Here is a 24,207-nt window from a genome sequence, read left to right as displayed (position 1 = left end):
TTGATCTGGAAAAACGATACTCGTGAGGTCAGCCCTGCACGCTGACCCGGATGTCCTCGACGATATCGGGGTTCCGAAGCGTCGACGTGTCGCCGAGGTCCTCGCCGTTGGCGATGTCCTCGAGCAGGCGGCGCATGATCTTGCCCGAGCGCGTTTTGGGCAGTTCGGGCGTGAAGATCACCTGCTCGGGCCGCGCGATGGGCCCGATGGCGTCCTCGACGCCCGCGATGATCGCCTGCCGGAGTTCTTCGTCCTCCTCGTAGCCGTCCTCGGTGATGACGTAGGCGTAGACAGCTTCGCCCTTCACGTCGTGGTCGCCGCCGACGACCGCTGCCTCGGCGACGCCTTCGACGCCGACGATGGCCGACTCGATCTCCATCGTCCCCAGCCGGTGCCCGGAGACGTTGAGCACGTCGTCGACACGGCCCAGAACGGTGATGTAGCCGTCCTCGTCGATCTTCGCGCCGTCTTCGGGGAAGTAGGTCCAGTCGCGCCAGTCGTCGCTGTCCGTATCCGAGTATTCGCGCCAATACTCGTCGACGAACCGCTCGTCGTTCTTGTACAAGGTTCGGAGCATCCCCGGCCACGGCTTCTGGATCGTCAGGTAGCCCGCACGGCCCGGATCGACCTGCTTCCCGTTCGTGTCGAGGATCTCGGCGTCGATGCCCGGGATCGGCGGCCCTGCGGAGCCGGGCTTCATGTCGTTCACCCCAGGTAGGGTGGTGATCATCTGCCCACCGGTCTCGGTCTGCCACCACGTGTCGACGACCGGGCAGGACTCGTCGCCGATGTGTTTGTAGTACCACTTCCACGCCCGCGGATTGATCGGCTCGCCCACTGTCCCGAGCAGGCGCAGGCTCGAAAGGTCGTGCCGGTCGGGGTACTCCGTGCCCCACTTCATGAACGCGCGAATTGCCGTGGGCGCGGTGTAGAGCTGCGTGGCCTCGTACTCCTCGACGATCTCCCAGAGGCGGTCCCGCTCGGGGTAATCGGGCGTGCCCTCGTACATCATCGTCGTCGTCCCGAGTGCGAGCGGGCCGTAGACGATGTAGGAGTGTCCGGTGATCCAGCCGATATCGGCGCTGCAGAAGTAGGTGTCCTCGGGTTTGATGTCCAATACTGAATGCGAGGTCCACGCGGACCACGCGAGATAGCCGCCGGTCGTGTGTTTTACGCCCTTCGGCTCCCCCGTCGTCCCGGAGGTGTACATGAGAAACAGCATGTCCTCGGCGTCCCGAGCGACCGGTTCGACCTCGGCGCCCTCGTGGCCGGCGAGCAGGTCGTCGTAGTCGTGCTGTGTCTCGGTCAGGTCGTGGCCGAACCCGTCGCCGTTGGCGGCGAGTCGACCGACGACGACGGTGTCGGTGTCGTGCTCGACGCCGGCGAGTCCTTCGTTCGCTTTTTCGAGATGGTCGAGGGGGTCGCCGCGTCGGTAGTAGCCGTCGGCGGTGATGAGGTACTCTGAATCAGCGGCGTTCATCCGCGTTGCGAGGGCGTCCGCGGAGAACCCCGCGAACACGACCGAGTGCGGGGCGCCGATGCGGGCACACGCGAGCATCGCAATCGCGAGCTCCGGGATCATCGGCATGTAGAGCGTGACCACGTCGTCCTCGCCGACGCCCATCTCGCGGAGTGCTGCGGCGGCCTCGTTCACCTCCCGATGGAGGTCCGCGTACGTGTAGGTGCGGTTGGCTTCGTCGGTTGGCTCGCCGACCCACTCGATGGCGGCCTCGTCGGCGCGCTCCTCGAGATGGCGGTCGACGCAGTTCGCGGAGGCGTTGAGTTCCCCGCCGGTGAACCACTCGAAAAAGGGTGGGTTCGAGCCGTCGAACGTCTGGTCGTACTCGGTGTTCCAGTCGAGCATCTCGGCGGCCCGGTCCCAACAGTCCGGCCAGTTCGCCGCGAACTCGTCGTGGATCCCCGGGTCGGAGACGTTAGCCTGCTCGACGAACGATTCCGGCGGCTCGAACACGTCCTGTGCTTCGAGTCGCGCTTCGAGTTCCGTGTCTTCGTCTCCCATGATCTACCATCAAGGATCACCCACCACCCACCATAAACGGACGAGCTAATTATGCAAACTCGGCGAGTAAAATCATCCCGCAGCGATCAGCGGTCGGCCTCGCGCGAGGGGAGTTGCTCGAAGAACGCGGTGAGCAGTTTCCCCTCCGCCTTCCGGAGGTGGTTGTGGAGCGTGGGCGAGGAGACGCCGACGGAGTCGGCCAACTCCTCGGCGGTCGAGTCCCGGGGCCACTCGAAGTAGCCGGCGCGGTAGGCCGCCCGGAGCACGGTCGCCTGTCGGTCCGAAAGCCGGCCCGAGAGCCGCTCCCGGAACCCGGTGGCAGTCTCGGCGGGGTGGTCGGTCCGACGCTTCGCGAGCAGGTCGACGGCGGGGTGGATCTCGGTCACGGCGCCGACGGCCGCGCGCACGTCCGCGTCGCCGGCGAGTTCTCCAGTGAGCGTCGCTGTCCCGTCCGTCGCGACCAGCGAGTGGATCCGCCCGCCGGCGTCGAGCAGCGCTATCGCGGGGGTATCGGTCACCACCACCTCGACAGTCGCGCCGTCGCCGTACTCCGCCAGCACTCGGGCGTCGTCGACGCCGTCGGCGGCGTCGGCCCGGGTCACCACCGCCTCGGCGCCCGACCCCTCCACGTCGAGGTAGTAGAGCAGCGAGCCGTCGTCGACAGGCACGACGCCCGAGAGTTCGACCCGGCAGTCGAGCGCCGCGGAGAGGTCAGCGACGACCGACGCGCTCGCCGGACACCGGAAGTCGAGTTCGACGACGGCGTCCGCAAGCAGCAGGCGTTTGCGCTCGACGGCAGTCAGCGCGTGCCCGACCTGCCCGGCCACCGCGGCCACGGCGTCAGCCGCGGTGTCGTCTGGGAGGGCGGTCCCGAGCGCCAGCAGGCCCGCGGCGTCGCCGGCCCCGATCGGCGCGAGCGTCATCGTCCCGTTAGCACCCTCTACCGTCCGGGTTTCTCCCTCACCGACGGCCGCCTCGACGGCCTCGCGGTGGTTGTCCAACTGCCGGCGGACGGTGCGTTCGGCGGCGCCCGCGACCGCCTGAAGCGTGACCGTATCGCCGACTCGCTCGGCGGCCCACGCGAACCGGACGCCGTCGACGCCCGCGAGGCGTTCACAGGCCGTCGTTGCCACCGCTTCCTGCCGGTCGGCGTCGCCGAGCGTATCGGCGAGGTCAGCCGTCGCGTCGAGGAGGGCGGTCGTCAGCCCGGCTGTCACGCCTCCCTGCGGCTCCGAGTCGGCGCCGCCGGCGCCGGATACCGCTGCGATCAGGTCATCTCGCTCGGGATCCGCGAGAAGGGGGGCCAAACTGTCCAGTCGCTCCCAGCCGCCGAGTTCAACGACGGTCTCCGGGGGGACGCCGTCGTCGAGTAGTCGCGCGGCGAACTGCCGGCGGAGATCCGTGGCGGAGGCGTCGACGCCGGCGGTCCGGTCCACCACCTCCCCGAGCAGCATCGACAGCCGGCGGGCCGACACCGAGAACAGCGGCTCGTCGTCGCCGAGCCCGTTGCTCGCGGCGTACTGGCGCAAATCGCGGGCTACCTCGGCCGGGAGCGCGGTTTCGCGGGCCGGCTCCGGGCTGTTCTCGCCCGCCCGACCCGTATCGAACACCGCAAGCAGGTGGCCGCTGTGGTGCTCGAACAGGTCGCCGGGCCGGACGCGGGCCTGCTCGGCGGGACGCAGTCCGGCCTCCCCGCAGAGGCGCACGACCAACTCCTCCCGGTGGGTGCGGGCGGCCCGCCGAACACGTTGGTAGGCCTCGCGGTCGAGCGACATCTCCTTCTAACTGTTCGTGCATCCGAAATAAGCGCACCGAAGCTGTCGCCGGTCGAACTGGAACTGGGCGGCAAACGGTTCATCGCGCAGCTTCGAACAGTTTCGAAATTCGCGTATAACCGAAACAGCCAGCTCAGTCCTCGTCCGGGGTGCGGGACTGGAGTTCGCCGACGATTTCGGGGTTCCGCAGCGCCGAGGTGTCGCCGAGGGACTCGCGGTTGGCAACGTCCTCCAGCAGGCGGCGCATGATCTTCCCCGAGCGCGTTTTGGGCAGATCCGGCGTGAACACGATGGCCTCGGGAACCGCGACGGCGCCGACGGCGTCCTCGACGGCCCCGCGGACGCGCTCCCGCAGGTCGGCCTCGTCGACGCCGTGCTCGGGGGCGACGTAGGCGTAGATGGCGGTTCCGGTGGTTTCGTGGTCGGCGCCGACCACCGCGGCCTCCGCGACGCCGGGGACGCCGACGATGGCCGACTCCAACTCCATCGTGCTGAACCGGCGGCCGGCGACGTTGACCGCCTCGTCGGCGCGCCCGAGGAACGTCACGTAGCCGTCGTCGTCGACGGTCGCCGCGTCCTCGGGGTGGTAGCGCCAGCCGTGCCGCTCGGAGACGGCGTGCTCGCCCCAGCCGGTTCCCTCGGCCAGCGCGACCGGCATCCCCGGCCACGGGCGCGTGACGACCAGTTCGCCGCGCTCGCCGGTGGCGACCGGATCGCCCGTCGGTCCGACCACCTCGGTCTCGATCCCGGGCAGGGGTTTGCCGGCCGATCCGGGCTTCATCGCGTCGACGCCCGGCAGCGTCGAGACGAGGATGGCGCCCGTTTCGGTCTGCCACCAGGTGTCGACGACGGGGCAGTCCCCGCCGCCGATATGCTCGCGGTACCAGTGCCACGCGCGCTGGTCGATGGGTTCGCCGACGGTGCCCAGCAGGCGGAGGCTGGAGAGGTCGTGGCGCTCGGGATGCTCGGCACCCCACTTCATGAACGCCCGGATCGCCGTGGGTGCGGTGTAGAACACGTCGACTGCGTGGCGGTCGATCAGCTTCCAGAGCCGGTCGCGTTCGGGGTGGTCGGCGGTCCCTGCCGACAGCACCGTCGTCGCGCCGAGCGCCAGCGGGCCGTAGACGACGTAGGAGTGGCCCGTGATCCAGCCGATGTCGGCCGCACACCAGTGGGTGTCCTCCGGGCGGATGTCGAGGACAGATTGGGCGGTCCACGCGACGTGCGCGAGGTAGCCGCCGGTTGTGTGGGTCACGCCACGGGGCTCGCCCGTAGTCCCGGAGGTGTAGATGCGGAACAGGGGGTCGGAAGCGGCTCTGGGGACGGGGTCGACTTCTTCGCCTTCGTGATCCTTGACGAGAGCCCCGTAGTCGTGGTAGCCCTCGCCGAGGTGAACACCCTCGCCGAGGTGGTCGAGGACGACGACGTCCACGTCCCGGTCGACGGCGAGGCGGGCGTTGTCGGCTTTGTTCTTCTGGGCGATGGCGTCGCCGCGGCGGTAGTAGCCGTCGCAGGTCAGCAGGAACTCGGAGTCGGCGCGCTCCATCCGTTCGGCGAGCGCGTCCGCGGAGAAGCCGGCAAAGACGACGTTGTGGACCGCGCCGAGGCGGGCGCAGGCGAGCATGGTTGCCGGCAGTTCCGGCACCATCGGGAGGTAGAGCGTCACCACGTCGCCCTCGTCGATGCCGAGGTCTCGGAGTCCGGCCGCGAGCGCGTTCACCTCGCGGGAGAGTTCGAGGTAGGTGTAGCTTCGGCGCTCGTCGAGTTGGCCCTCCCAGACCAGCGCGCGCTGGTTCTTGCGCTCCGGGAGGTGCCGGTCGAGGCAGTTGACCGAGGCGTTGAGTTCGCCGCCGGGGAACCACTCGAACGGCGGGGCGTCGCCGCCGCGGAAGGCGGTCTCGTACTCGGTCTCCCAGTCGAGCAGGTCGGCGGCGCGCGCCCAGCAGTCGGGCCACTCCCGGTCGAACGTCTCGTAGATCCCGGGGTCCGAGACCGCCGCGCGCTCGCGGAACCACGAGGGCGGGTCGATGGACTCGGTCGGCGTGCGTGTCGGATCGGCGCCGTCGCCCGTCATCATGTGACACTGCGCGGGGTGAGGGAGATAAGTTTCCCGCTCGGGGCTCCCTTCGCCCGTTCTCGGATCTGCCGAGTAGCAACACCTATCGGGCGAGCGCCCCACGCCGTGAGCATGATCGACGAGACGGTCGCCGAGATCCGGGAGATGCGGAGCCACTCCTCCTCAGCGGTCGCCGTGAAGGCCGCGACGGCGCTCCGCGAACTGCTGGACCGGGAGTACGTCTCCGCCGACGCGTTCGACCGGGACCTCGAACACAACGCGGGCGCGCTCCGGCGGGCCAACCCCTCCCACGCCTCGCTGCACACCGCGATGCGCAGCATCACCGACGCCGTCGTCGGCGAAGCCGACACCCCCGAGGAGGCCAAGTCGCTCCTGAAAAACGCCACCGAGGAGGCCATCGAACGCGTCGAGGCGGGGAAGCGCCGCGCGGCCGCCCACGCCGCGGAGACGTTCGAGGACGGCGAGACGATCCTCACCCACGACTACTCCTCGACGGTGCTGGAGGCCATCGAGACGGCCTGTGCGGAGGGGACGCACCTGACCGCCTACGTCACCGAGGCCCGCCCGCGCTACCTCGGGCGCAAGACCGCCCGTACGCTCGCGGGGATCGACCGGATCGAGCCTCACCTGCTGGTCGACAGCGCCGCCGGCCACGTGATGAGCGAGGTCGACCGCGTCGTCGTCGGCATGGACTGCATCGTCGAGGGGACGCTGTACAACCGCATCGGCACCTACCCCATCGCCGCGGTCGCCGACCGCGAGGAGGTGCCCGTGACGGTTGTCGGCTCCTCGACGAAGGTGATCGACGAGTTCCGCTTCGAAAACGAGTTCCGCTCGCCCAGCGAGGTGATGCGCGAACCGGTCGCTGGCGTCGACATCGAGAACCCCGCCTACGACGCGACGCCGGTGGAGTTGGTCGATACGCTGATCACCGACGAAGGAATCGGCGAGCCCTGATTACGGACGGCTTCGATCCCCGGTCGAAGGTTTATGCCGGAGAGCGCCCTACACACGTCTATGAGCACCGGTCGAGAGATTCGGTTGATCGAAGAAGACGACGGCTGGTGGTCCGCGATCGACGAGGAGACGGGGGTCGCCAGTCAGGGAGAGACTCGTGAAGAGGCTCTCGAGAACCTCGACGAGGCGCTATCGGCGACTGCGGAGGCACGCGAGGCCGACACCCCATCGACCGAGCCCGACGCGCCGTGGTTCGAGGGTTGAATGGGCTCCCGTGACTTCTCCGGCCGGGATATCGTGAGGGTGCTACAGAAGTTCGGCTACCGGCACGACCGAACTCGCGGTGACCACGCGATTCTGAAGTACACCAATCCCGACACAGGCGAGAAACGGACCGTCACTGTCCCACTCCACGACCGAGTTCGAACTGGGACGCTGCAGAGCATCGCCGAGCAGTGTGGTGCCGACGATTTCCACGCGTGGTGCGAGTGGATCGACGAGCACCGGTAGCGTCACCACTCCGTTCGAGCCGCTGAACGAAGTTTATACTGTATCCCGATCCGTGTACGTGTAACGGCGGGCGATCCGCTCGCCCTCGAACTCGTGGAAGTCCGCGAAGCCGAGTTCCACCGCGTCGCCGTCCTGTTCGCCGCGGAACGTCCCGCGGACCGCGACGGTGTCTCCCTCAGCGACAACCGCGTGCAGTTCGTGCTCGCCGTTCGAGAGCGGGCGACCCTCCTCGTAGAACGCTCGGAGTTCCTCCTCCCCCTCGATGGTCGACTGACCGGGGCGTTCGTACACCACGTCCTCGGTGAACAGCGCGACCAGTTCGTCGTAGTCGCCGGCGTCGACCAGTTCGTAGTAACGGCGTGCGATCTGTTCGCTCATAGGGGCTGTGGGTCGGCCGCCCCGTTGAGTGTTGTGCCCCGCCGCCCCCGAGTCCTGCCGAGAAGGGTACACTCTTTTCGCCCCGCGCCAACGTCGCGGTCATGAGCGAACCAGACGTCCTACTGCTGCGCCAGAAGATCCACGGCATCTCCGTCGACGACTACGCCGAATCGATGCGCGAACGGCTCCCCGACGCCGACGTGGCCGTCGCCGAGACGCCCGCGGAAGAGCGGGATCTGATCCCTCATGCCCGGGTCGTCGCCGGCTTCAACATCGATCCGGAGATGCTCGAACGTGCCGAGAACCTCGAACTGTTCGCCTGCTCCTACGCCGGCACCGGCCACCTCCCGCTGGACGCACTGGAGGAGGCGGGCGTCGCCGTCACCAACGCCTCGGGCGTCCACGGGCCGAACATCTCGGAGTACGTCATGGGTGCGCTGCTCTCGATGGCCCGGGACTTCCCGCGGGCGACCCGCCAGCAGGAACAGAGAGTCTGGCAGTCGTTCGGCACCAGTGAACTGCAAGGCTCGACGGTCACCGTGGTCGGCATGGGCGCCATCGGGCAGGCGGTCGTCGAGCGACTCGACGCGTTCGGCGTCGACACCATCGGCGTGCGCTACAGCCCCGAGAAGGGCGGCCCGACCGACGAGGTGCTGGGGTTCAACGAGATCCACGACGCGCTGGCCCGCACGGACTCGCTCGTGCTCGCCTGCCCGCTCACGGACGCGACCGCCCAGTTGATCGACGAGGAGGCGTTCAAGACGCTGTCGCCGGAGGCCACGCTGGTCAACATCGCCCGCGGGGGCGTCATCGACACCGAGGCGCTGGTGGGCGCGCTCCGGGGCAACGCCATCGGCGCCGCGTTCCTCGACGTGACTGACCCCGAACCCCTCCCGGCGGACCACCCGCTCTGGGCGTTCGACAACGTCCAAATCACGCCACACAACGCCGGCCACACGCCGAAGTACTTCGACCGACTGACCGAGATCGTCGCGGGCAACTACGAGGCGCTGCAGGAGAGCGGCGAGATCGAGAATATCGTGGATGAAAGTACTGTCTGAATATAGGCGGTGTTCAGATAAGGACTAGAAATAGCCAGCCCCACTCGTCGTTACTGCCAGAAATATTGCTGGATTGAAAACACGAGCGATTTCGACGAACGCTGGCGAAGTAAGTACGAGAGCGAGCAACAGGAGCGAACGCACGCAGCGAGCTGTGGGAGTTGAGGGATTTCGGTTGTAGTCATCAATTCTACTGACGTAACCCGCTGATCTGAATACTACCGAATATACTATTTAACTCTATTAAACTATTGTATAGGGCTCTATCTATCATACAGAAAGTATTATACGGGGGCAAGTTCAGTTTGAACTATGGGAGATAAGGATATCCCTCGAAGGTTTGCATTGAAAACAATTGCTGCAGGCACTCTTGGAAGTGCAGGGGTTAGATTTTCCTCAGAGAATGTATCTGCCCGTGATACGATTGAGGAGGGTGATTCTATCGGGAACAGGGGATCAGTAGAGAGTGCCGATGCAGGCACTACGTATCATTTAGAGATGGGTCACGGTGTGGAGTACATAGCTGAACTTTCAAACTCTGATAATACCATAGTAGAGCATAAAATTGGATATAACTCTATTGCTGTGAACTCTAAAACAATAAGTGATGATAATTGGGAACTAACAGGAAGTACTGAATCTGTTAGCGGACAAACTATGAAGATCGGAACTGAGAACGCAAACACCTATCTATATGTCGGACAACAGGATAATTTGATGTATGGCGCCAAACCGGCATCTGATGACTCTCTATCGTCAGATGATCTTAATGCAGCTAAGGGTATTATTCAGACAGCATTAGGGGAGATGCATCCCGCTTATACTCTCGGGGTTACTGTCGCTCAAATTCAGGAACTCTTAACTGATGATCCCGGTGACACGAGTTCCGACGATAGTGAATTATATGAGAGTACTTGGAATTATGGGCCCACCGCACAGCCCAGCGTTCCTTCCCAATATGCTGAATTTAACGTCGGCCCTCATGATAACTGTGAACCGGTACAGTTCTATGTGACTGGATCCTTTGGAAGCTACAGTGCAGGTAGAATCGGAATTAAGGGGACTTATCGAATCGATTCTGTTGAAGATTGTGGAAACCTGACTCAAACACAGGATGTAAACCTGGAGGAAAATAGTCAATATACTAAACTATCTGAAAATGAAGTTGATAGTATGAATATTTCTCTAGAAAAGTTTGATGGGGGCCCCATTTATAAATCGACCAATAATAAAAGTGTGAAGCTCATCGATTTAGAGATCAACACCGAGCCTGCCGATAATTAGCTAGCCTTCGCATCCTCTCTTGACTAATATTTCTATACTTTCTTCAATCATAATAGTTATTTCAACACATTTATATTCATCAAGGTCATCAAAAGATAACCTACTTTTGTTGGTCTGTGAACTTCCTTGAACAACCACCTCTGAAATTTCCCTGCTCTCTTCAATATCAGGAGAGATGTGTTTGTATCCCGTTGAGTTCGCTGACGGGTCTGCCCCCTCAACAGTGATTTCATCTTTGTGTATTGTTTCGTTATCTTTTCCTTTCAATATATATGTGAATTTTTGCTTTGACTCCCTTCGATTCCAAACTTTCATTCCCCCCAATTCTGGAAATGATTCCCCTCCTCTACTCAGACATCCTGACATACCTAGTACCGTTGGAGTTGTCACTTTGATGATGTCTCTTCTATTCATATTCAGACGATATCTCTATATGGCAATATATTTTTTCACTTACTCTGTTATACGATGCCAGCCTCAACCAGCAGTTCGCCGTTGAGCACCGACGCGCCGGCGGCGCCGCGGATGGTGTTGTGCGCGAGGCAGTTGTACTGGATCCCGTCGGGGGTCTCGCGCAACCCACCGGCGGAGATCTGCATCCCCTTGCCGCGCATCCGGTCCAGCCGTGGCTGCGGGCGCTCGGGGTCGTCGAACACGTGGATCGGCTGCTCGGGCGCCGACGGCAGGTCGGCGGCGTCGAGGCCTTCGAGGGCCTCGTGGACCTCGGCGGCACTCGGGTCCTCCTCGAGTTCGGCGAAGACGTTCTCGAGGTGGCCGTCGAGCGAGGGGACGCGGTTGCAGGAGGCCGCCACGTCGACGTCGTGCAGCGAGAGTTCGCCGTCGGTTACGTCGCCCAGTAGCTTCCGGGACTCGGCCTCCATCTTCGCCTCCTCGCCGCCGATGTGCGGGAGGACGTTGTCGATGATCTCCATCGACGTGACGCCGGAGTAGCCGGCGCCCGAAACCGCCTGCAGGGTCGCGACGTGGATCCGCGAGAGGCCGAACTGATCCAGCGCGGCGAGCGTCGGCGTCATGGTGATCGTCGAGCAGTTGGGGTTCTTCACGAGCGCGCCGTCCCAGCCACGCTCCTCGCGCTGGGTTTCGATCAGGGCGAGGTGGTCGGGGTTGACCTCGGGGATGGTGAGGGGGACGTCCTCGGCCATGCGCTCGTTCGAGGAGTTCGAGGAGACGACGTAGCCCGCGCGACAGAGCTCCGGCTCGATCTCGGCGCCGACCGTGGAGGGCAGCGAGGAGAACAGCAGGTCCAGATCGTCGGGCAGCGCGTCGGGATCGGTCTCGCGGACGGTCATCTCGGCGATATCCTCGGGGATCGGGGTGTCGACGCGCCACTTGGCGGCGTCGCGGTAGGACTCGCCGGCGCTGCGGGGGCTGGCGGTGACCGCCGCGATGTCGAACGTCGGGTGGTCGTCGAGTAGCTGTACGAACCGTTGGCCCACGGCGCCGGTGGCGCCGAGGAGGCCGACACGAACGGACATTATCTGCTCTGGGAGAGGCGCCCCTAAGTGCGTTCGGGTAGCGGTCGCATGGGCACCGTAGCGGCCGTCTATCGAAGGTTTTCGACCGACCCGCGGCGAACGGACACGGATCGTCGGCCGGCAGGGGTCGCTGCCGAGGGATCGTCACTTGCCCCTCCTGCGGGCGGCCGTCGACGCTACGGACATCCCGGGGGAACGCGTGGCCTCCTCCTCGGGAAGTCCTGTCAGCCGAGCCGGTATCGACGACTCACGTCGCAGCGGAGGGCAGACTAGTTTTATACGCGCCCGGGGTATACTCGCAGGAAAATGGCCTCAGAGTTCGGTGTGTTGGCTATCGTTCCGCCGCTGCTCGCAATCGGGCTAGCGATCCTGACGCGGAAGGCGGTGTTGTCGCTGTTTCTCGGCATCTGGTCGGGGGCAGTGATCTACACCGGCGGCCTGGGGATCGTCCAGACGTTCGATTGGATCGTTGCTGCAGTCGCCGGGGAATTCCACGTCCGTATCCTCGTGTTCACCCTCTTGCTGGGGTCGGGCGTCGCGATGATCTGGAACCTCGGCGGCTCGTACGCCGTCCGCGACTGGGCCATCGCGAAGCTGGACACCCAGCGGAAAGCCGGCGCCGTCGCGTGGCTGCTCGGGGTCGTCCTCTTTTTCGACGACTACGCCAACACGGCCATCGTCGGCTCGGCGATGAAGGACGTCTCCGACCACCTGCGTATCTCCCGGGAGAAGCTCTCCTACATCGTCGACTCGACGGCGGCGCCGGTGGCGACGCTGGGCATCTCCTCGTGGGTGGCGTTCCAACTGTCGCTCATCTCCGACGGCTACGCGGCGGCCGGCGTCGCCGACCATCCGCCGGCGTTCGAGGTGTTCCTCAACTCCATCCCGTTCAACATGTACTCCATCCTCGCCATCGTGATGGTCGCCATCATCGTGTTCTCCGGCCGCGACTACGGCGAGATGCTCGACGCCGAGCACCGCTCGCGGACCACGGGCCAGGTCAGCCGCGAGAGCGCCCGCCCGATGCAGGACGTGCAGGCTGACCTCGGCGAACCGAGCACGAAGAACCCCCGGCTGATCAACTTCTTCGGACCGATTGCCGTCCTCATCGTCGTCACGCTTGCAAGCGCGCTCTGGACCGGCTACTCGCCCGGCGCGAGCCTCATGGATATGGTGACCGAGGCCGACTTCGCGTCGGCGCTCATCTATGGTTCGTTCGCGATGGTCCTCACCGGGTTCGTCCTCGGGAAGGTGTACGGTATCCTCTCGCTGGGCGAGGCGACCGACACGACCATCGAGGGGTTCGGCCTCATGCTCACTGCGGTCTCGATCCTCGTGCTCGCGTGGGGCATCGGCGAAGTCGTGGGCGCGCTCGGGACCGGCGAGTACGTCGCCGGCGTCGTCGGCGATTCGTTCCCGGTCGCCGTCCTGCCGGCGCTCGTACTGGTGCTCGCGGCGTTCATCGCCTTCTCGACTGGCTCCTCCTGGGGCACGATGGGGATCCTGACGCCCATCGTCATCCCGGTCGCATGGAACCTCGCCGGCGACCACACCATCATCGCCGCGATGGTCGGCGTCATCTTCTCCGGCGCCATCTTCGGTGACCACAGCTCCCCCATCTCGGATACCACGGTGCTCTCCTCGACGTTCACCGGGGCCGACCTCATCGATCACGTCCGTACACAGCTCTACTACGCACTCACGGTCGGGATCGTCGCCGCCCTGTTGCTGCTCGTGTGGGGGCTCACCCGGATCTCGCCGATTGCACTGCTCGTGGTTGGTGCCGGCCTGCTCGTCGGTATCGTGTACGGCCTCTCCGAGTTCGACGCCAACCGCAAGGGGATCGACCCGGCCTTCGTCGACGCGCCACAGGAGAGTTCGGAGCCGAGCGACGACTGAAAGTGTCGCCGACGCGAACAGCCGGTGACGACTGAGGGTGTCACCGAGGCGAACAGCCGGTGACGACTGAGGGTGTCACCGAGGCGAACAGCCGGTGACGACTGAGCCGCCCCGACGCTCCTTTTAACCGGCTGCACCCGATAGAACCACACCGCGCCTTTAGTCCCCACCCGAGTACTCCCAGACGGGAGCGATGACCGAGTGGCGAACCCGGGCGCGGTACATTCGTCGCGAGAGCGACCGCTCGCCGGGGCGTACCCGGCCGCCCGGCACGAGGGTTAGCCAGCCGACACGGCACGCAGCCCAGGGATGAGGCTGGCAGTTAGTGTTCCGGGCGACATTCGACCTTGGCAGCTCCCGCTACGTCGCACGGGCGACCCGCAAGTCGCCCGTACGGCGAGCGGGACGCCGGGGGTACCGTGCTGCTCGCTTGCAAAACGCTCGACGAAAAGCCCCCTCACCGAAGGTGCTCGAGCAACGAACCCGGCCGATTCAGGAACGACCCCGTCGCGAAGGGAATCTGCTGCGCTACCTCGTCGATCCGGGCCCGGGTCGATATTGACCGCGTTAGGCTGGCCTGAGAGTAACCGCGTTCGGGTCCCGTGACCGACTCACATTCCTCCTGCGGAGTCGCCGTCACGAGCCATGATGACGCCGCTGACGAGCATCAGCGTCGCGAGCGCGACCATCCCGGGGTCCCAGCCCATGCCGGCCATCGTGCTGCCGTCCATCATTCGCTGATCCATCGCCGCGCCGTCCATCATCCCCGCGCCGTCCATCATTCCGAACCCGACGAGCGCCTGATTCAGCAGCATCAGCACCGAATAGGCGATCATCAGCGGCCCGCTGGCGTCGCCGATCCGGTCGGCGAACTCCGTGAGCAGTAGCGCGCCGTGAACGAGGACGACGACCCCCAGCACGGCCATCAGCCAGCCGCCGAGACCCATCGCTGTCGCCATCGACGCGCTCCACAGCGAGTAGCCACCGGAGACGACGCCGATGGCGCCACCGTACAGTCGCGTATCAGAGACCATGCGCGCCGGTTGGGCGGGCGAGTGCTTAAACCCGGCTTCGCCGGCTCACGGCTCCCAGTCGCCGCCGATACGGTCGTAGCCCATCAGGTGGGACCCCTCGTGTTCGGTGAACACGACCTTCATGTTCGCCTCCGGGACGCCCCACGCGTCGCGAACTTCCTGCATGAACGCGAGGGCGAACGTCCGTCGCTGGTCCGCGGGCCGACCCTCCCGGATGTCGGCTTCGAGCAGGACGATGGGCTCCTCCGGATCCGCCCGGCCGAGCCACAGGTCCTCCCGGTCGCTCCGCCGGAGGTTCACGGTGAGAAAGCGCGTCTCGCTGTCCATCACGTCGGCGTATCGGTCGGCGACGCCGGCGAGAAAGGACCGCGTCTCCGGCGGGTCGGCGCTCGTGGTGATCGTTAACAGGGGCATGGCTCCCCTTGGGGCGCCCGGTACAAGAGCGCGCGGTGGCCGTGTCGCCGTCGGCAGCCCTAACTCCGGCCCGGCCCCATCGCCGGGCGTATGTCGTTCGACCCTGACCGCGTCTCGACGGTCACGTTCGACTCGTACAGCACGCTGGTCGACGTCGACGCCGCCGAGGCCGCGCTGGCCGACCGGGTGCCCGAGCCCGGACCCGTCTCGGCGCTCTGGCGCTCACGCTCGCTGGCGTACACGTTCGTCGCCAACCAGGTCGACGCCTACCAGCCGTTCTACGAGATGAACCGCGACGCCCTCCAGTACGCACTCGACGCGAACGGCGTCGACATCACCCCGGAAGAACGCGACGAGATCCTCGCGGTCTACCACGAACTCGACGTGTTCGCCGACGTGCGCGAGGGGATCGAGCGCCTCCACGACGGCGGCTACGACACGTACGTCGTCTCCAACGGCAACCCCGAGATGCTCGCCTCGATGGTCGAACACGCCGATATCGGCGACCTGATCGCGGACACGATCAGCGCCGACGAGATTGGGACGTTCAAGCCGGCCGCCGAACTCTACCGCCACGCTGCCGCCCGGACGGGGACGCCCATCGACGAGATCGCCCACGTCTCGGCGGGGTGGTTCGACGTGCTCGGCGCCCGCCACGCCGGGATGCAGTCGGTGTGGATCGACCGGAAGGGAACGCCGTGGGACGGCTTCGCCGGCGACCCGGACCTCACGGTCGAGGACATCCACGATCTGGCGGACCGACTGGGCGTCTGAGCAGGTCCGCAAACGAGAATCGAGGGAGGGCCGAAGCCGCGGACGACCGGCGATGGAGGGGCGCCAGCGGGGTGGAGAGGGATGGAAGGCAACGTCAGCGGGATGGAGGGCCGAAGCAGCGAGCGACCGGCGAAGTGGAGGGGGAAGCGCCAGTGGGGGAAGGGACATCAGCAGGGACTACTCGTGTCGCAGCGCGTCGATAGGGTCGGTTCGGGCAGCGTCCCACGCGGGGTAGATCCCGGCGAGCATGCCGACACCGATGCCGACCGCGACGGCGATAGCGAACCACTCGGGCGCGAACGCGACCGGGAGGTCGATCAACGTCGCGGCCGCGTAGCCGCCCGCGAGACCGACCAGCGTCCCGATCACGGAGCCGATCACCCCCAGTATCACCGACTCCACCAGGAACAGTTGGACGATGTCCCGGCGGGTGGCGCCGATGGCCTTCATGATCCCGATCTCGCGGGTGCGCTCGGTGACGCTCACGAGCATCATGTTCGCGATGCCGATGGCGCCGACGAGCAGCGAGATCACCGCGACGCCGGTGATGAAGTTGGTGAACGTACTCAGGATGCCCTGGATCTGCTCGACCAGCGCGTCGTTGGTGGTCAGGCTGATCTCGTAGGAGTCCGGTTTGAGTTGGCTGGCGTCGGACTCGTTTTCGAGGTAGTCACGCGCCAGCGGCTCCACGTCGTCGACCCGCTCGTAGCTACTCGCCCGGATCGTGAGCTGTGGGTAGGCGCGCTCGCGCTCGCCGGTCGCGGGGCTTTCGGCGGTCGTGGTGTAGAACGGGTCCGTCGGGACGTACACCGCGGGCGTCCCGCTGGCCGCGACGGCCGCGAAGCCGCTCGACTCGTTCAACACGCCCGCGACGACGAGCGCCCGCGTGTCGTTCTCGGCGAACTCGACGGTTATCTCCTCGCCAGCCGAGACGTTCTCGGCGAACATCGTCGCCGCGGCGGGATTGAGCACCGCCTCGTTGGCGCCGACCTCGAACGGGCCGCCGGACTGGAACGAGTCGCCCGCGAAGGAGTCGCGAGTCGTCGCCGTCATCGACGGCCATCGGACCGTGTCGTTCCCGTGTCCGAGAGCCGCGATCCCGACCTGTCCGGTCGGCACCACCGCCTCGACGTGCTCGATTTCCCGTAGCTGCGCCATGTCGTGTTCAGTGAACACCGGGACGGCCTCGCCGCCGCCACCGCCACCGGGGCCACCCTGACTCTCGGGCCCGACCGTGACGGCGATCTCCGGGCTGGAGGTGGCCACGTCGCCGACGATGGCGGCCTGCAGGCTCGCGCCCAGCGTGACGAACGTGATCACCGAGCCGACGCCGATGACGACGCCCAGCACCGTCAGCACCGACCGGAGCTTGTGGCCCGTGATCGCGCGCCAGCTCATCCGGACGCTTTCACCGAGTTTCATCGCGTTCCCTCCCCGGCGATCCGGCGCTGATCGATCCGCTCGATATCCTCGAGTTCGCCGTCGAACAGGTGGACGATGCGCTCGGCGTGTTCGGCGACGACGCGCTCGTGGGTCACCACGAGCAGCGTGTTGCCGGCGGCGTTGAGTTCCTCGAACAGTTCGAGGATTTCGGCCTCCGTCTCGCTATCGAGGTTCCCGGTCGGCTCGTCGGCGAGGATGATCGCGGGGTCGTTCGCGAGCGCGCGGGCGATGGCGACCCGCTGGCGCTGGCCGCCCGAGAGTTCGTTGGGCTTGTGGTCCAGTCGGTCAGCGAGGCCGACGCGTTCGAGCAGGTCGTCGGCGCGCTCACGGCGCTCCGTGCGGCCGACGCCCTGGAACGTCATCGGGAGTTCGACGTTCTCGCGGGCGGTCTGCTGGGGCATCAGGTTGAACGTCTGAAACACGAACCCGATCTCGTCGCCCCGGAGCGCGGTGCGCTCGGCGTCCGAGAGCGTGGTCACGTCGACGCCGTCGACTTCGACGACGCCCTCGGTCGGGGTGTCGAGACAGCCGACGACGTTCATCAGGGTCGATTTCCCCGACCCGCTGGGGCCCATGACGGCGGTGTAGGAGCCCTGCGGGATGGTGAGCGAGACGCCGTCCAGCGCGTGGACGGTCTGATCACCCATCTGGTAGGTCTTGCGGACGTCGTGAAGGTCGACCGCGGCGTCGGTCACTCGCCGCCCTCCGTTCCGGCCCGCAGCACGCGGTCGATGTACGCGTTGACCTCCGCGCGGGTCGCGGTCACTGATTCGTCGCCGCCGCCGGTGACTCGCCGGGTCATCGCGCCGTTAGTCAGTGTGCCGAGGAACTGTGCGACCTGGTCCGGGTCCACGTCTCGGAACACCCCCTCCTCGATCCCGTCCTCGATGACCGAGACGAGGTGCTCGTGGAACGCGTGGGCGTGTTCGGCGTACTGCTCGCGGTAGCGCTGGTCGTGGGCGGCCTGCGCCCGGAGTTCGACCATCGCGGCGGTGAACCCCTGCTCCTCCTCGTCCAGCGTCGGCGGGAGCAGTACGTCCAGCATCGCGTCGAGTCGCTCGTCGGCGCCGTCGTCGACGGTTTCGGGCACCGACGACTGGTGTTCCTCGAGCATGAACTGCAGAAACGACAGCAGTAGTTCGTCCTTGTCGTCGTAGTGGTGGTACAGCAGCGACTTGCTCTTCTCGAACTGCTCGCCGATGCGCTGGATCGTCAGGCCGGCGTAGCCGTGCTCACACAGCGCGAGATACGTCGCGTGCATGATCGACTCCCGGGTGGTCTCGGGGTCCGAGAGGAACGGTGGTGTCTCCCCCATACTGATTGAATATTCAGTAAGCGGCCATAGGCGTGTCGGTCCGACGACCCCGCCCGATCAGTTCGCGTCGGTGGCGAACTCCGTCGTACACCAGTGACAGAACCCGAGATCGGCGTCGACCTCCTTCCCGCAGTTGGGGCAGGCAACCGTGCCGGCGTCGACGTCGGCGGCCGCCGGCGTGGGGGCGTTGACGTCCGACTGGGCGCCGGAATCGCTCCGATACGCCAGCAGGAACGCGTCCAGCGCGGCGGCCAACTGGACGAACATGGGCGGGTAGAACTCCGACTGCGAGGAGAGCGTCCCGCCGGCCGCCATCGTCTCGAGTGCCGACTCGGGGACGAAGGCGACAGTGACCGCGAACGCCAGCGCGATCCAGCCGAAGCCGCGCAGCCAGCGCCGGAGGTAGAGATGGCCGAACCCGGTGGCGAGCGTCCCCAACAGCCCGGCCAGATACGGCCGATAGCGCTCCGGAACAAGCGACATACCGCTACTGAACGTCTGGTCAGCAAAAGCGCTTCCGTCTGGCGGGGTTGAACGAGCGTTCAACGAGTTCGAAAAGGTTATCCATCGGCTGTTAGTACGAGAGTACACACAGATGCAGCTCCAGGCACCACCGACGACATCGGAGGGAGCGGCCGGATGAGGGGCGTCGATGCGGTCGTCGACGGCGTGATGGACCACAGCCGCGCGGTGATCGCGGTGATGCTGGTGTTGACCGTCGTCCTCGGCAGCGGCGCCACGATGGTCGAGCAGACGTCCTCGCTCGATCAGTTCCAGACCGACTCCGCGGAGGGCGACGCGCTCGACTACGCCCAGGAGAACTTCTCCACGGGTGACGAGGACACGACGACCGCGCAGGTGATCGTCCGTGACGAGGGCGGCGACGTGCTCGACAGGGGGTCCCTCGTCGGGATCATCAGCTACCAACAGACGCTCAACGACGACGAGACGGTCGAGCCCACGCTCGCGGGCGACCGCCCGACGGCGAGTATCGCCAACGCCATCGCTATCGCCTCGATCAGTGCCGAGGAGGGCGAGGACGTCCAGCAGGTCGCCGCGGAGCTCCGGACGCTGAACCGGAGCGTCGCCGAGGAGCAGGCGGCCATCGAGCGCCGCAACGAGACGCTCACGGCGACAAGTGAGCGGCTCAGCGAGGGGCTGACGACGCTGCGGCAGAACCCCAACGCGAGCATCGACGCGGAGTTCGAGGCGGTGCGGGAGGACACGGCCGTTGAGTTCGACGCCGAGGACGCCGAGACGTTCCGGACTGCGGCCCAACAGCTCCGGAACGCGAGCTCCGAGGAGGAGGCTCAGCAGGCCTACCGCCTCGGCACGCAGGGCGTGCTCGAAGACGAGTACACCGCACTGCAGGACCGCGTCGAACAGCTTCGCTCGGACGTCGAGCGACTGGAGGCGCTTTCGAACCAACTCGAAACCGAACAGCAGGAGTACCAGAACGCCTCCAACGCGACGCTGACCGAGCAGCGCGAACAGCTCCAGTCGCTGAACGAGTCCGAACTCAACGACGCCATCCTGCTCGTGCTCGGCGAGGACGCCGGCACCGGCGGGAGCGGCGGGAGCGGCGACCAGATCGGCGCGTTCGGGCTGATGCCCACCGACTACGAGTCCGGCTCCACCGACGCTGAGGCGACGATGCTCGTGGTCACGATGGAGGGCGCCGGGTCAGCCTCGCAGGGCACTGCGGGCGAGGACGTGATCGACGCGCAACTGCAGATGCAGGACCTCGGTGCCGACGCCGAAGGCGGGGAGTATCTGATCTTCGGCGCGGGGATCATCTCCGAAGAGATCACCAACTCGATGACCGACAGCCTGCTGATCGTCGGGCCGCTGGCCATCGTGTTCGTGCTGATCGCGCTGGTGGTCGCCTACCGCGACCCGCTGGACATCCTGCTGGGGCTGTTCGGCATCGGCGCGGTGCTCGCCTGGACGTTCGGCTTCATGGGCTGGACGGGGATCAACTTCAACCAGATCTTCATCGCCGTTCCGGTGCTGTTGATCGGGCTGAGCATCGACTACGCGATCCACATCTTCATGCGCCACCGCGAGGAGCGCATGCAGGACGCGGACGCGGGCCCGCGTGGCTCGATGCGGACCGCGCTGGTCGGCGTCGGCATCGCGCTGCTGTACGTCACCGCGACCACGGTGATCGGCTTCCTCTCGAACCTCACCAGCCCGGTGCCGCCGATCCGTGAGTTCGGCATCGTGAGCTCCGCAGGGATCACCGCGGCGCTGCTGGTCTTCGGCCTGCTGATGCCGGCGATCAAGGTGGAACTCGATGAACTGCTCGAGGGCTACGGCTTCGACCGCCGGAAGCGGGCGTTCGGCACCGGCGGCGGCGCGTTCTCCCGAGCGCTCTCGGTCGGCGCGGCCGCCGCCCGCAAGAGCCCGTATCTCGTCATCGTGCTCGCGCTGCTGATCAGCGCCGGTGGGGGGTACGGCGCCACGAAGGTCGACACCTCCTTCGAGCAGAGCGACTTCATCGCCGAGGACCCCGCCGACTGGATGAACGACCTCCCCGAACCGTTCGCGCCGGGGACCTACACCGCGAAGGCGAACCTCGAGTACGTCAACGACAACTTCGTCCGGCAGGACTCACAGGCCCAGATCCTGATACGCAACGACGGCGGCGGCGGGATCACCCAGGCCGACACGCTCGAACGCATCGACGCCGCCGAGCGCTCGGCCGCCGACAAGTCGGACGTGACCCAGACGCTCTCGAACGGGGAGGCCCGGATCGAGACGCCGCTGACGGTGATGACGGCCGTCGCCGCCGAAAACGAGTCGTTCAACGAGAGCTTCACCGCGGCCGACCAGAACGGCGACGGCGTGCCCGACCAGAACCTCGAAGCGCTCTATGACGACCTGTTCGAGGTCGCGCCGGACCGCGCGGCGGGCGTGATCTACCGCGCCGACGGCGAGTACGTCGCGATGCGGATGGTGGTCGCGGTGCAGGGTGACGCGAGCGGCGAGGAAGTCACCAGCGCGATGCGTGACGTCGCCGACGAACTCGAGGGTGACGGGCTGACGGCGACGGCGACGGGCAGCGCGGTGCTGAACAAGATCGTGCAGGATCAGCTCCTCCGGACCGTCGTCGAGAGCCTGATCATCACGCTCGTCGCGACGTTCGTGTTCCTGATGGCTGCCTACCGGATCACCGAAGGCAGTGCGACGCTGGGGGCGGTGACGCTGCTCCCGGTGGCGTTCAGCGTGACGTGGATCCTCGGCACGATGTGGCAGTTGGGGATATCGTTCAACGTCATCACGGGGATGATCACGAGCCTCACTGTCGGGCTTGGGGTGGCTTACAGCATCCACCTCTCGGAGCGCTACAACCAGGAACTGGCCCGCACGGGCGACATCTGGGAGGCGATGGAGCGCGCGGTCACCGGTACCGGCGGCGCGTTGCTCGGCTCGGCGGCCACCACCGTCGGCGGCTTCGGCGTGCTGGTGTTCGCCATCCTGCCGCCGCTCCAGCAGTTCGGGATCATCACCGGGCTCACCATCATCTACGCGTTCCTCGCGAGCGTGTTGGTGCTGCCCTCGCTGCTCGCAGTCTGGACGAAGTACGCCGGCCCCGACGGCGTGTTCCCCGCACCGGACGCGGACGACGATGACGACCCGGATGCTGGCGACGAGACGGAAACCGACGAGGACGCCACGGCGGAGACGCCGGCAATCGCCAGCGGGGCGGACGGCGACGCCGAGGCGAGGCCGCGCGCCGAGCGGACGTTCGACCGCGCGGTGGTCGCGCCCGGCGGCACCGTCACCGTAACCGTCGAGACGGCGAACGCCGACGGCCGCGCGGTGATCTACGAGCGGGCGGGCGGCGGGCCGACCGTCGAGTCGGCGACACCCGAGCCGGTCCGGACCACCGCGGGCGAGAGTGTGGTCTCGGCGGCGTTCGACGGGGAGAACCCGACGCTGCGCTACACCGTCACGGTGCCCGAGAGCGCCGCCGACGGCGACCAGTTCAGCGTCAACGGCGCGCTCGTGGTCGACGGGAACCTCACGGACACCGGCGGCGAGACGACCATCGAGGTCGTGGCCGACGTGTTCGAGCGGGTGACCGCCTCCGGCAGCGTCTCGGCGGCGGATCTCCGGGACGCCTACGCCGGCTTCGAGGAGCGCGAGATGACCGAAGCACAGCTGAGCCGGATCAACCAAGCCTGGACCCGCGAGGAGGAGTGATGAACGAGGCCGACGCTGCCGAGGCACTGACGGAACTCGGGCTCTCGACGTACGCGGCCCGGACGTTCCTCGGCCTGCAGAAGCTGGGGGTCGCCAGCGCCAGCGAGGTGGCGGGCGTGACGGACGTGCCCCGGTCGCAGGTGTACGGCGCCGCCGACGAACTGGAGTCGCTCGGCCTGATCGACGTACAGGGGGGCTCACCCACGCGCTACCGCCCGGTCGGCGTCGACGAGGCGCGCTCGCTGCTGTACGACCGTCTCAAGTCGACCGCCGATGGCGCGTTCGACTATCTCGAGGAGGTCCGGAACGAGCGTCCGCCCACGGAGGACCGGGAGGCCATCTGGCTGACCGAGGGCAACGAGAACGTCACCACCCGGATCACCTCGCTGGTATCGGGCGCCGACGCCGAGGTGCTGTTCGCCACCTCGGAGCCGACGCTGCTGACTGGTGCCGTGGCGGAGGCGCTCGTGGAGGCAGCCGACTCGGGCGTCGACGTGACGGTCGCGAGCGTCGACGCCGAGGTTCGCGAGGCCGCCCGCGAGGCCGGCCTGTCGGTCGTAGCGGTCGAAGAGGCCGCGCCCGAACTCAGCGTCGGGCGCGTGTTGCTGGTCGACGACGACACGGTACTACTGAGCGTCCAGCCCACCGCGGAGATGCCCAACGTCGGCGACGAGTCGGCGTTCTGGAGCGACGGGACGGGGTTTGCGCGGGTGCTGACGGCGCTGATCCGCCAAGTGTTCGTTTAGACCGAGTCGGACCGCTAACGTTTTTGCGTGACCTGATTGGGGATAACTATGGCCTCCACAAACCCACGGTACGTGGGCGTCGATGCTGCGCCGGACGGTTGGATCGCCGTTCGATATGACCAAGACGGATACGTCGACGTCAAACGGTACGGCGAGGCAGACCAGCTCTGGCACGATAACGAGGGAGCCGAGACAATTCTGGTCGATATCCCTATCGGGATGCGTGAAGCGTCTGCGGATCCCCGCGAGTGCGATACGGAAGCACGGGATCTGCTCAGTCCAGAACGCCACAGTAGCGTTTTCCCGGTCCCGATTCGCTCTGCGGCGATGGAGGAGTCCTACGAGGAGGCGAAGTTAAAACAGGAAGAGTGTACTGACGGGAGTTTAGGCACTCAGTCTCACGCAATCACTCCCAAAATACGGGAACTGGATGAATTACTCCGGGATAACGACACGCGAAACGAGACGATCCGCGAGTCACATCCGGAGGTGTGCTTCTGCAAACTCAACGGCGGGGACCCGATGCAGTTCTCGAAGACTGGACAGCCTGCGGCGGCGTTCTGGGAGCGCGTCGACGCACTCGAAACCGCCGACAGTAGCGTTCTCGACTCTTTAGAGGACGCAGGGGACACGATCAGGGAGTGGGACAGTCCGGAGTGTTCGAACGACGACTTGCTCGACGCGTTCGCCTTGGCTGTGACTGCGAGTGATCTGACCGGCCAACTTCGCACGCTGCCGAATGAGCCGGAACGAGATCAAGAAGAGATCCGGATGGAGATCGTCTACGCTGAGCCGTAGACACCCTCCGGATTCTT

22 protein-coding genes are annotated in these 24,207 nt (G+C 66.1%); 10 read left to right on the top strand and 12 right to left on the bottom strand.

The annotated features are described in order from the left end of the window. Positions 1–28 precede the first annotated feature (28 nt). The 3 genes from acs to J2753_RS10710 all read right to left on the bottom strand — a co-directional run bounded on the left by acs (position 29) and on the right by J2753_RS10710 (position 5,872). On the bottom strand, positions 29–2,020 hold the full coding sequence (gene acs / locus J2753_RS10720) for an acetate--CoA ligase (RefSeq protein ID WP_209492045.1): 1,992 nt from the start codon (positions 2,018–2,020) through the stop codon (positions 29–31). A gap of 86 nt (positions 2,021–2,106) precedes the next feature. Further along, positions 2,107–3,795 (bottom strand): bacterio-opsin activator domain-containing protein, encoded by a 1,689-nt coding sequence (locus J2753_RS10715; protein WP_209492044.1) that lies wholly within the window; start codon positions 3,793–3,795, stop codon positions 2,107–2,109. 133 nt (positions 3,796–3,928) lie between these two features. Further along, positions 3,929–5,872, bottom strand: coding sequence for an acetate--CoA ligase (locus J2753_RS10710; protein WP_209492043.1), 1,944 nt, complete (start codon positions 5,870–5,872; stop codon positions 3,929–3,931). A gap of 111 nt (positions 5,873–5,983) precedes the next feature. Between J2753_RS10710 and J2753_RS10705 the strand changes: the two genes are divergently transcribed. The 3 genes from J2753_RS10705 to J2753_RS10695 are packed head-to-tail and all read left to right on the top strand — an operon-like array spanning position 5,984 to position 7,339. Then, the gene (locus tag J2753_RS10705) at positions 5,984–6,829 is read left to right on the top strand and encodes a translation initiation factor eIF-2B (protein WP_209492042.1); all 846 of its coding nucleotides are present in this window, start codon (positions 5,984–5,986) and stop codon (positions 6,827–6,829) included. Positions 6,830–6,889: 60 nt separating this feature from the next. After that, a complete protein-coding gene (locus tag J2753_RS10700) occupies positions 6,890–7,093 on the top strand; it encodes a type II toxin-antitoxin system HicB family antitoxin (protein WP_209492041.1) in 204 nt (67 codons plus the stop codon). Further along, a complete protein-coding gene (locus tag J2753_RS10695) occupies positions 7,094–7,339 on the top strand; it encodes a type II toxin-antitoxin system HicA family toxin (protein WP_209492040.1) in 246 nt (81 codons plus the stop codon). Between the two features lie 33 nt (positions 7,340–7,372). Here the strand turns inward: J2753_RS10695 and J2753_RS10690 are convergent, their stop codons facing one another. Beyond that, on the bottom strand, positions 7,373–7,717 hold the full coding sequence (locus J2753_RS10690; protein ID WP_209492039.1) for a nuclear transport factor 2 family protein: 345 nt from the start codon (positions 7,715–7,717) through the stop codon (positions 7,373–7,375). A 101-nt stretch (positions 7,718–7,818) separates the two neighbouring features. On the opposite strand from J2753_RS10690, the gene J2753_RS10685 reads away from it, so the two are divergent. Further along, positions 7,819–8,778, top strand: a complete 960-nt coding sequence (locus tag J2753_RS10685; protein ID WP_209492038.1) for a D-2-hydroxyacid dehydrogenase — start codon at positions 7,819–7,821, stop codon at positions 8,776–8,778. A gap of 312 nt (positions 8,779–9,090) precedes the next feature. Beyond that, positions 9,091–10,062: a hypothetical protein gene (locus J2753_RS10680; protein WP_209492037.1), complete on the top strand. Its 972-nt coding sequence runs from the start codon at positions 9,091–9,093 to the stop codon at positions 10,060–10,062. Here the strand turns inward: J2753_RS10680 and J2753_RS10675 are convergent, their stop codons facing one another. Continuing rightward, positions 10,063–10,476 carry a hypothetical protein gene (locus J2753_RS10675; protein WP_209492036.1) on the bottom strand — a complete coding sequence of 138 codons (414 nt, stop codon included), beginning with the start codon at positions 10,474–10,476 and terminating at the stop codon, positions 10,063–10,065. Between the two features lie 47 nt (positions 10,477–10,523). Next, a complete protein-coding gene (gene asd / locus J2753_RS10670) occupies positions 10,524–11,558 on the bottom strand; it encodes an aspartate-semialdehyde dehydrogenase (protein WP_209492035.1) in 1,035 nt (344 codons plus the stop codon). Between the two features lie 306 nt (positions 11,559–11,864). Between asd and J2753_RS10665 the strand changes: the two genes are divergently transcribed. Beyond that, a complete protein-coding gene (locus J2753_RS10665) occupies positions 11,865–13,457 on the top strand; it encodes a Na+/H+ antiporter NhaC family protein (protein WP_209492034.1) in 1,593 nt (530 codons plus the stop codon). A 611-nt stretch (positions 13,458–14,068) separates the two neighbouring features. Here J2753_RS10665 and J2753_RS10660 read toward each other — a convergent pair. Together J2753_RS10660 and J2753_RS10655 are read right to left on the bottom strand one after the other, a co-directional pair. Next, positions 14,069–14,491 (bottom strand): hypothetical protein, encoded by a 423-nt coding sequence (locus tag J2753_RS10660; protein ID WP_209492033.1) that lies wholly within the window; start codon positions 14,489–14,491, stop codon positions 14,069–14,071. 45 nt (positions 14,492–14,536) lie between these two features. Next, positions 14,537–14,905 (bottom strand): tautomerase, encoded by a 369-nt coding sequence (locus J2753_RS10655; RefSeq protein WP_209492032.1) that lies wholly within the window; start codon positions 14,903–14,905, stop codon positions 14,537–14,539. Positions 14,906–14,995: 90 nt separating this feature from the next. On the opposite strand from J2753_RS10655, the gene J2753_RS10650 reads away from it, so the two are divergent. Further along, complete coding sequence (locus J2753_RS10650) at positions 14,996–15,679, top strand: haloacid dehalogenase type II (RefSeq protein WP_209492031.1); 684 nt, start codon at positions 14,996–14,998, stop codon at positions 15,677–15,679. Between the two features lie 177 nt (positions 15,680–15,856). On the opposite strand, the gene J2753_RS10645 is transcribed toward J2753_RS10650, so the two are convergent. Genes J2753_RS10645 through J2753_RS10630 form a run of 4 tightly spaced genes read right to left on the bottom strand, consistent with a single transcriptional unit; the run spans position 15,857 to position 18,920 of the window. Further along, a complete protein-coding gene (locus tag J2753_RS10645; RefSeq protein ID WP_209492030.1) occupies positions 15,857–17,101 on the bottom strand; it encodes an ABC transporter permease in 1,245 nt (414 codons plus the stop codon). Beyond that, positions 17,098–17,769, bottom strand: a complete 672-nt coding sequence (locus tag J2753_RS10640) for an ABC transporter ATP-binding protein (RefSeq protein WP_209492106.1) — start codon at positions 17,767–17,769, stop codon at positions 17,098–17,100. The genes J2753_RS10645 and J2753_RS10640 overlap by 4 nt, the downstream gene beginning before the upstream one ends. A gap of 44 nt (positions 17,770–17,813) precedes the next feature. Beyond that, the gene (locus tag J2753_RS10635) at positions 17,814–18,437 is read right to left on the bottom strand and encodes a TetR/AcrR family transcriptional regulator (protein WP_209492029.1); all 624 of its coding nucleotides are present in this window, start codon (positions 18,435–18,437) and stop codon (positions 17,814–17,816) included. A gap of 57 nt (positions 18,438–18,494) precedes the next feature. Beyond that, entirely contained in the window at positions 18,495–18,920 is a 426-nt protein-coding gene (locus tag J2753_RS10630; protein ID WP_209492028.1) for a DUF7575 domain-containing protein, read from the bottom strand. A gap of 156 nt (positions 18,921–19,076) precedes the next feature. Here J2753_RS10630 and J2753_RS10625 point away from each other — a divergent pair, with 156 nt between their 5' ends. Genes J2753_RS10625 through J2753_RS10615 form a run of 3 tightly spaced genes read left to right on the top strand, consistent with a single transcriptional unit; the run spans position 19,077 to position 24,190 of the window. Then, positions 19,077–22,646 carry an MMPL family transporter gene (locus tag J2753_RS10625; protein WP_209492027.1) on the top strand — a complete coding sequence of 1,190 codons (3,570 nt, stop codon included), beginning with the start codon at positions 19,077–19,079 and terminating at the stop codon, positions 22,644–22,646. Then, a complete protein-coding gene (locus J2753_RS10620) occupies positions 22,646–23,392 on the top strand; it encodes a TrmB family transcriptional regulator (protein WP_209492026.1) in 747 nt (248 codons plus the stop codon). The genes J2753_RS10625 and J2753_RS10620 overlap by 1 nt, the downstream gene beginning before the upstream one ends. A 48-nt stretch (positions 23,393–23,440) precedes the next feature. Next, positions 23,441–24,190, top strand: coding sequence for a DUF429 domain-containing protein (locus tag J2753_RS10615; RefSeq protein ID WP_209492025.1), 750 nt, complete (start codon positions 23,441–23,443; stop codon positions 24,188–24,190). Positions 24,191–24,207: the final 17 nt, after the last annotated feature.

Origin of the sequence: Halolamina salifodinae (assembly GCF_017874235.1) — an archaeon.
In the GTDB taxonomy this organism is placed as follows: domain Archaea; phylum Halobacteriota; class Halobacteria; order Halobacteriales; family Haloferacaceae; genus Halolamina; species Halolamina salifodinae.
Note: the sequence above shows the minus strand (reverse complement) of the source record. Positions and strands in the feature narration are given on the sequence as shown.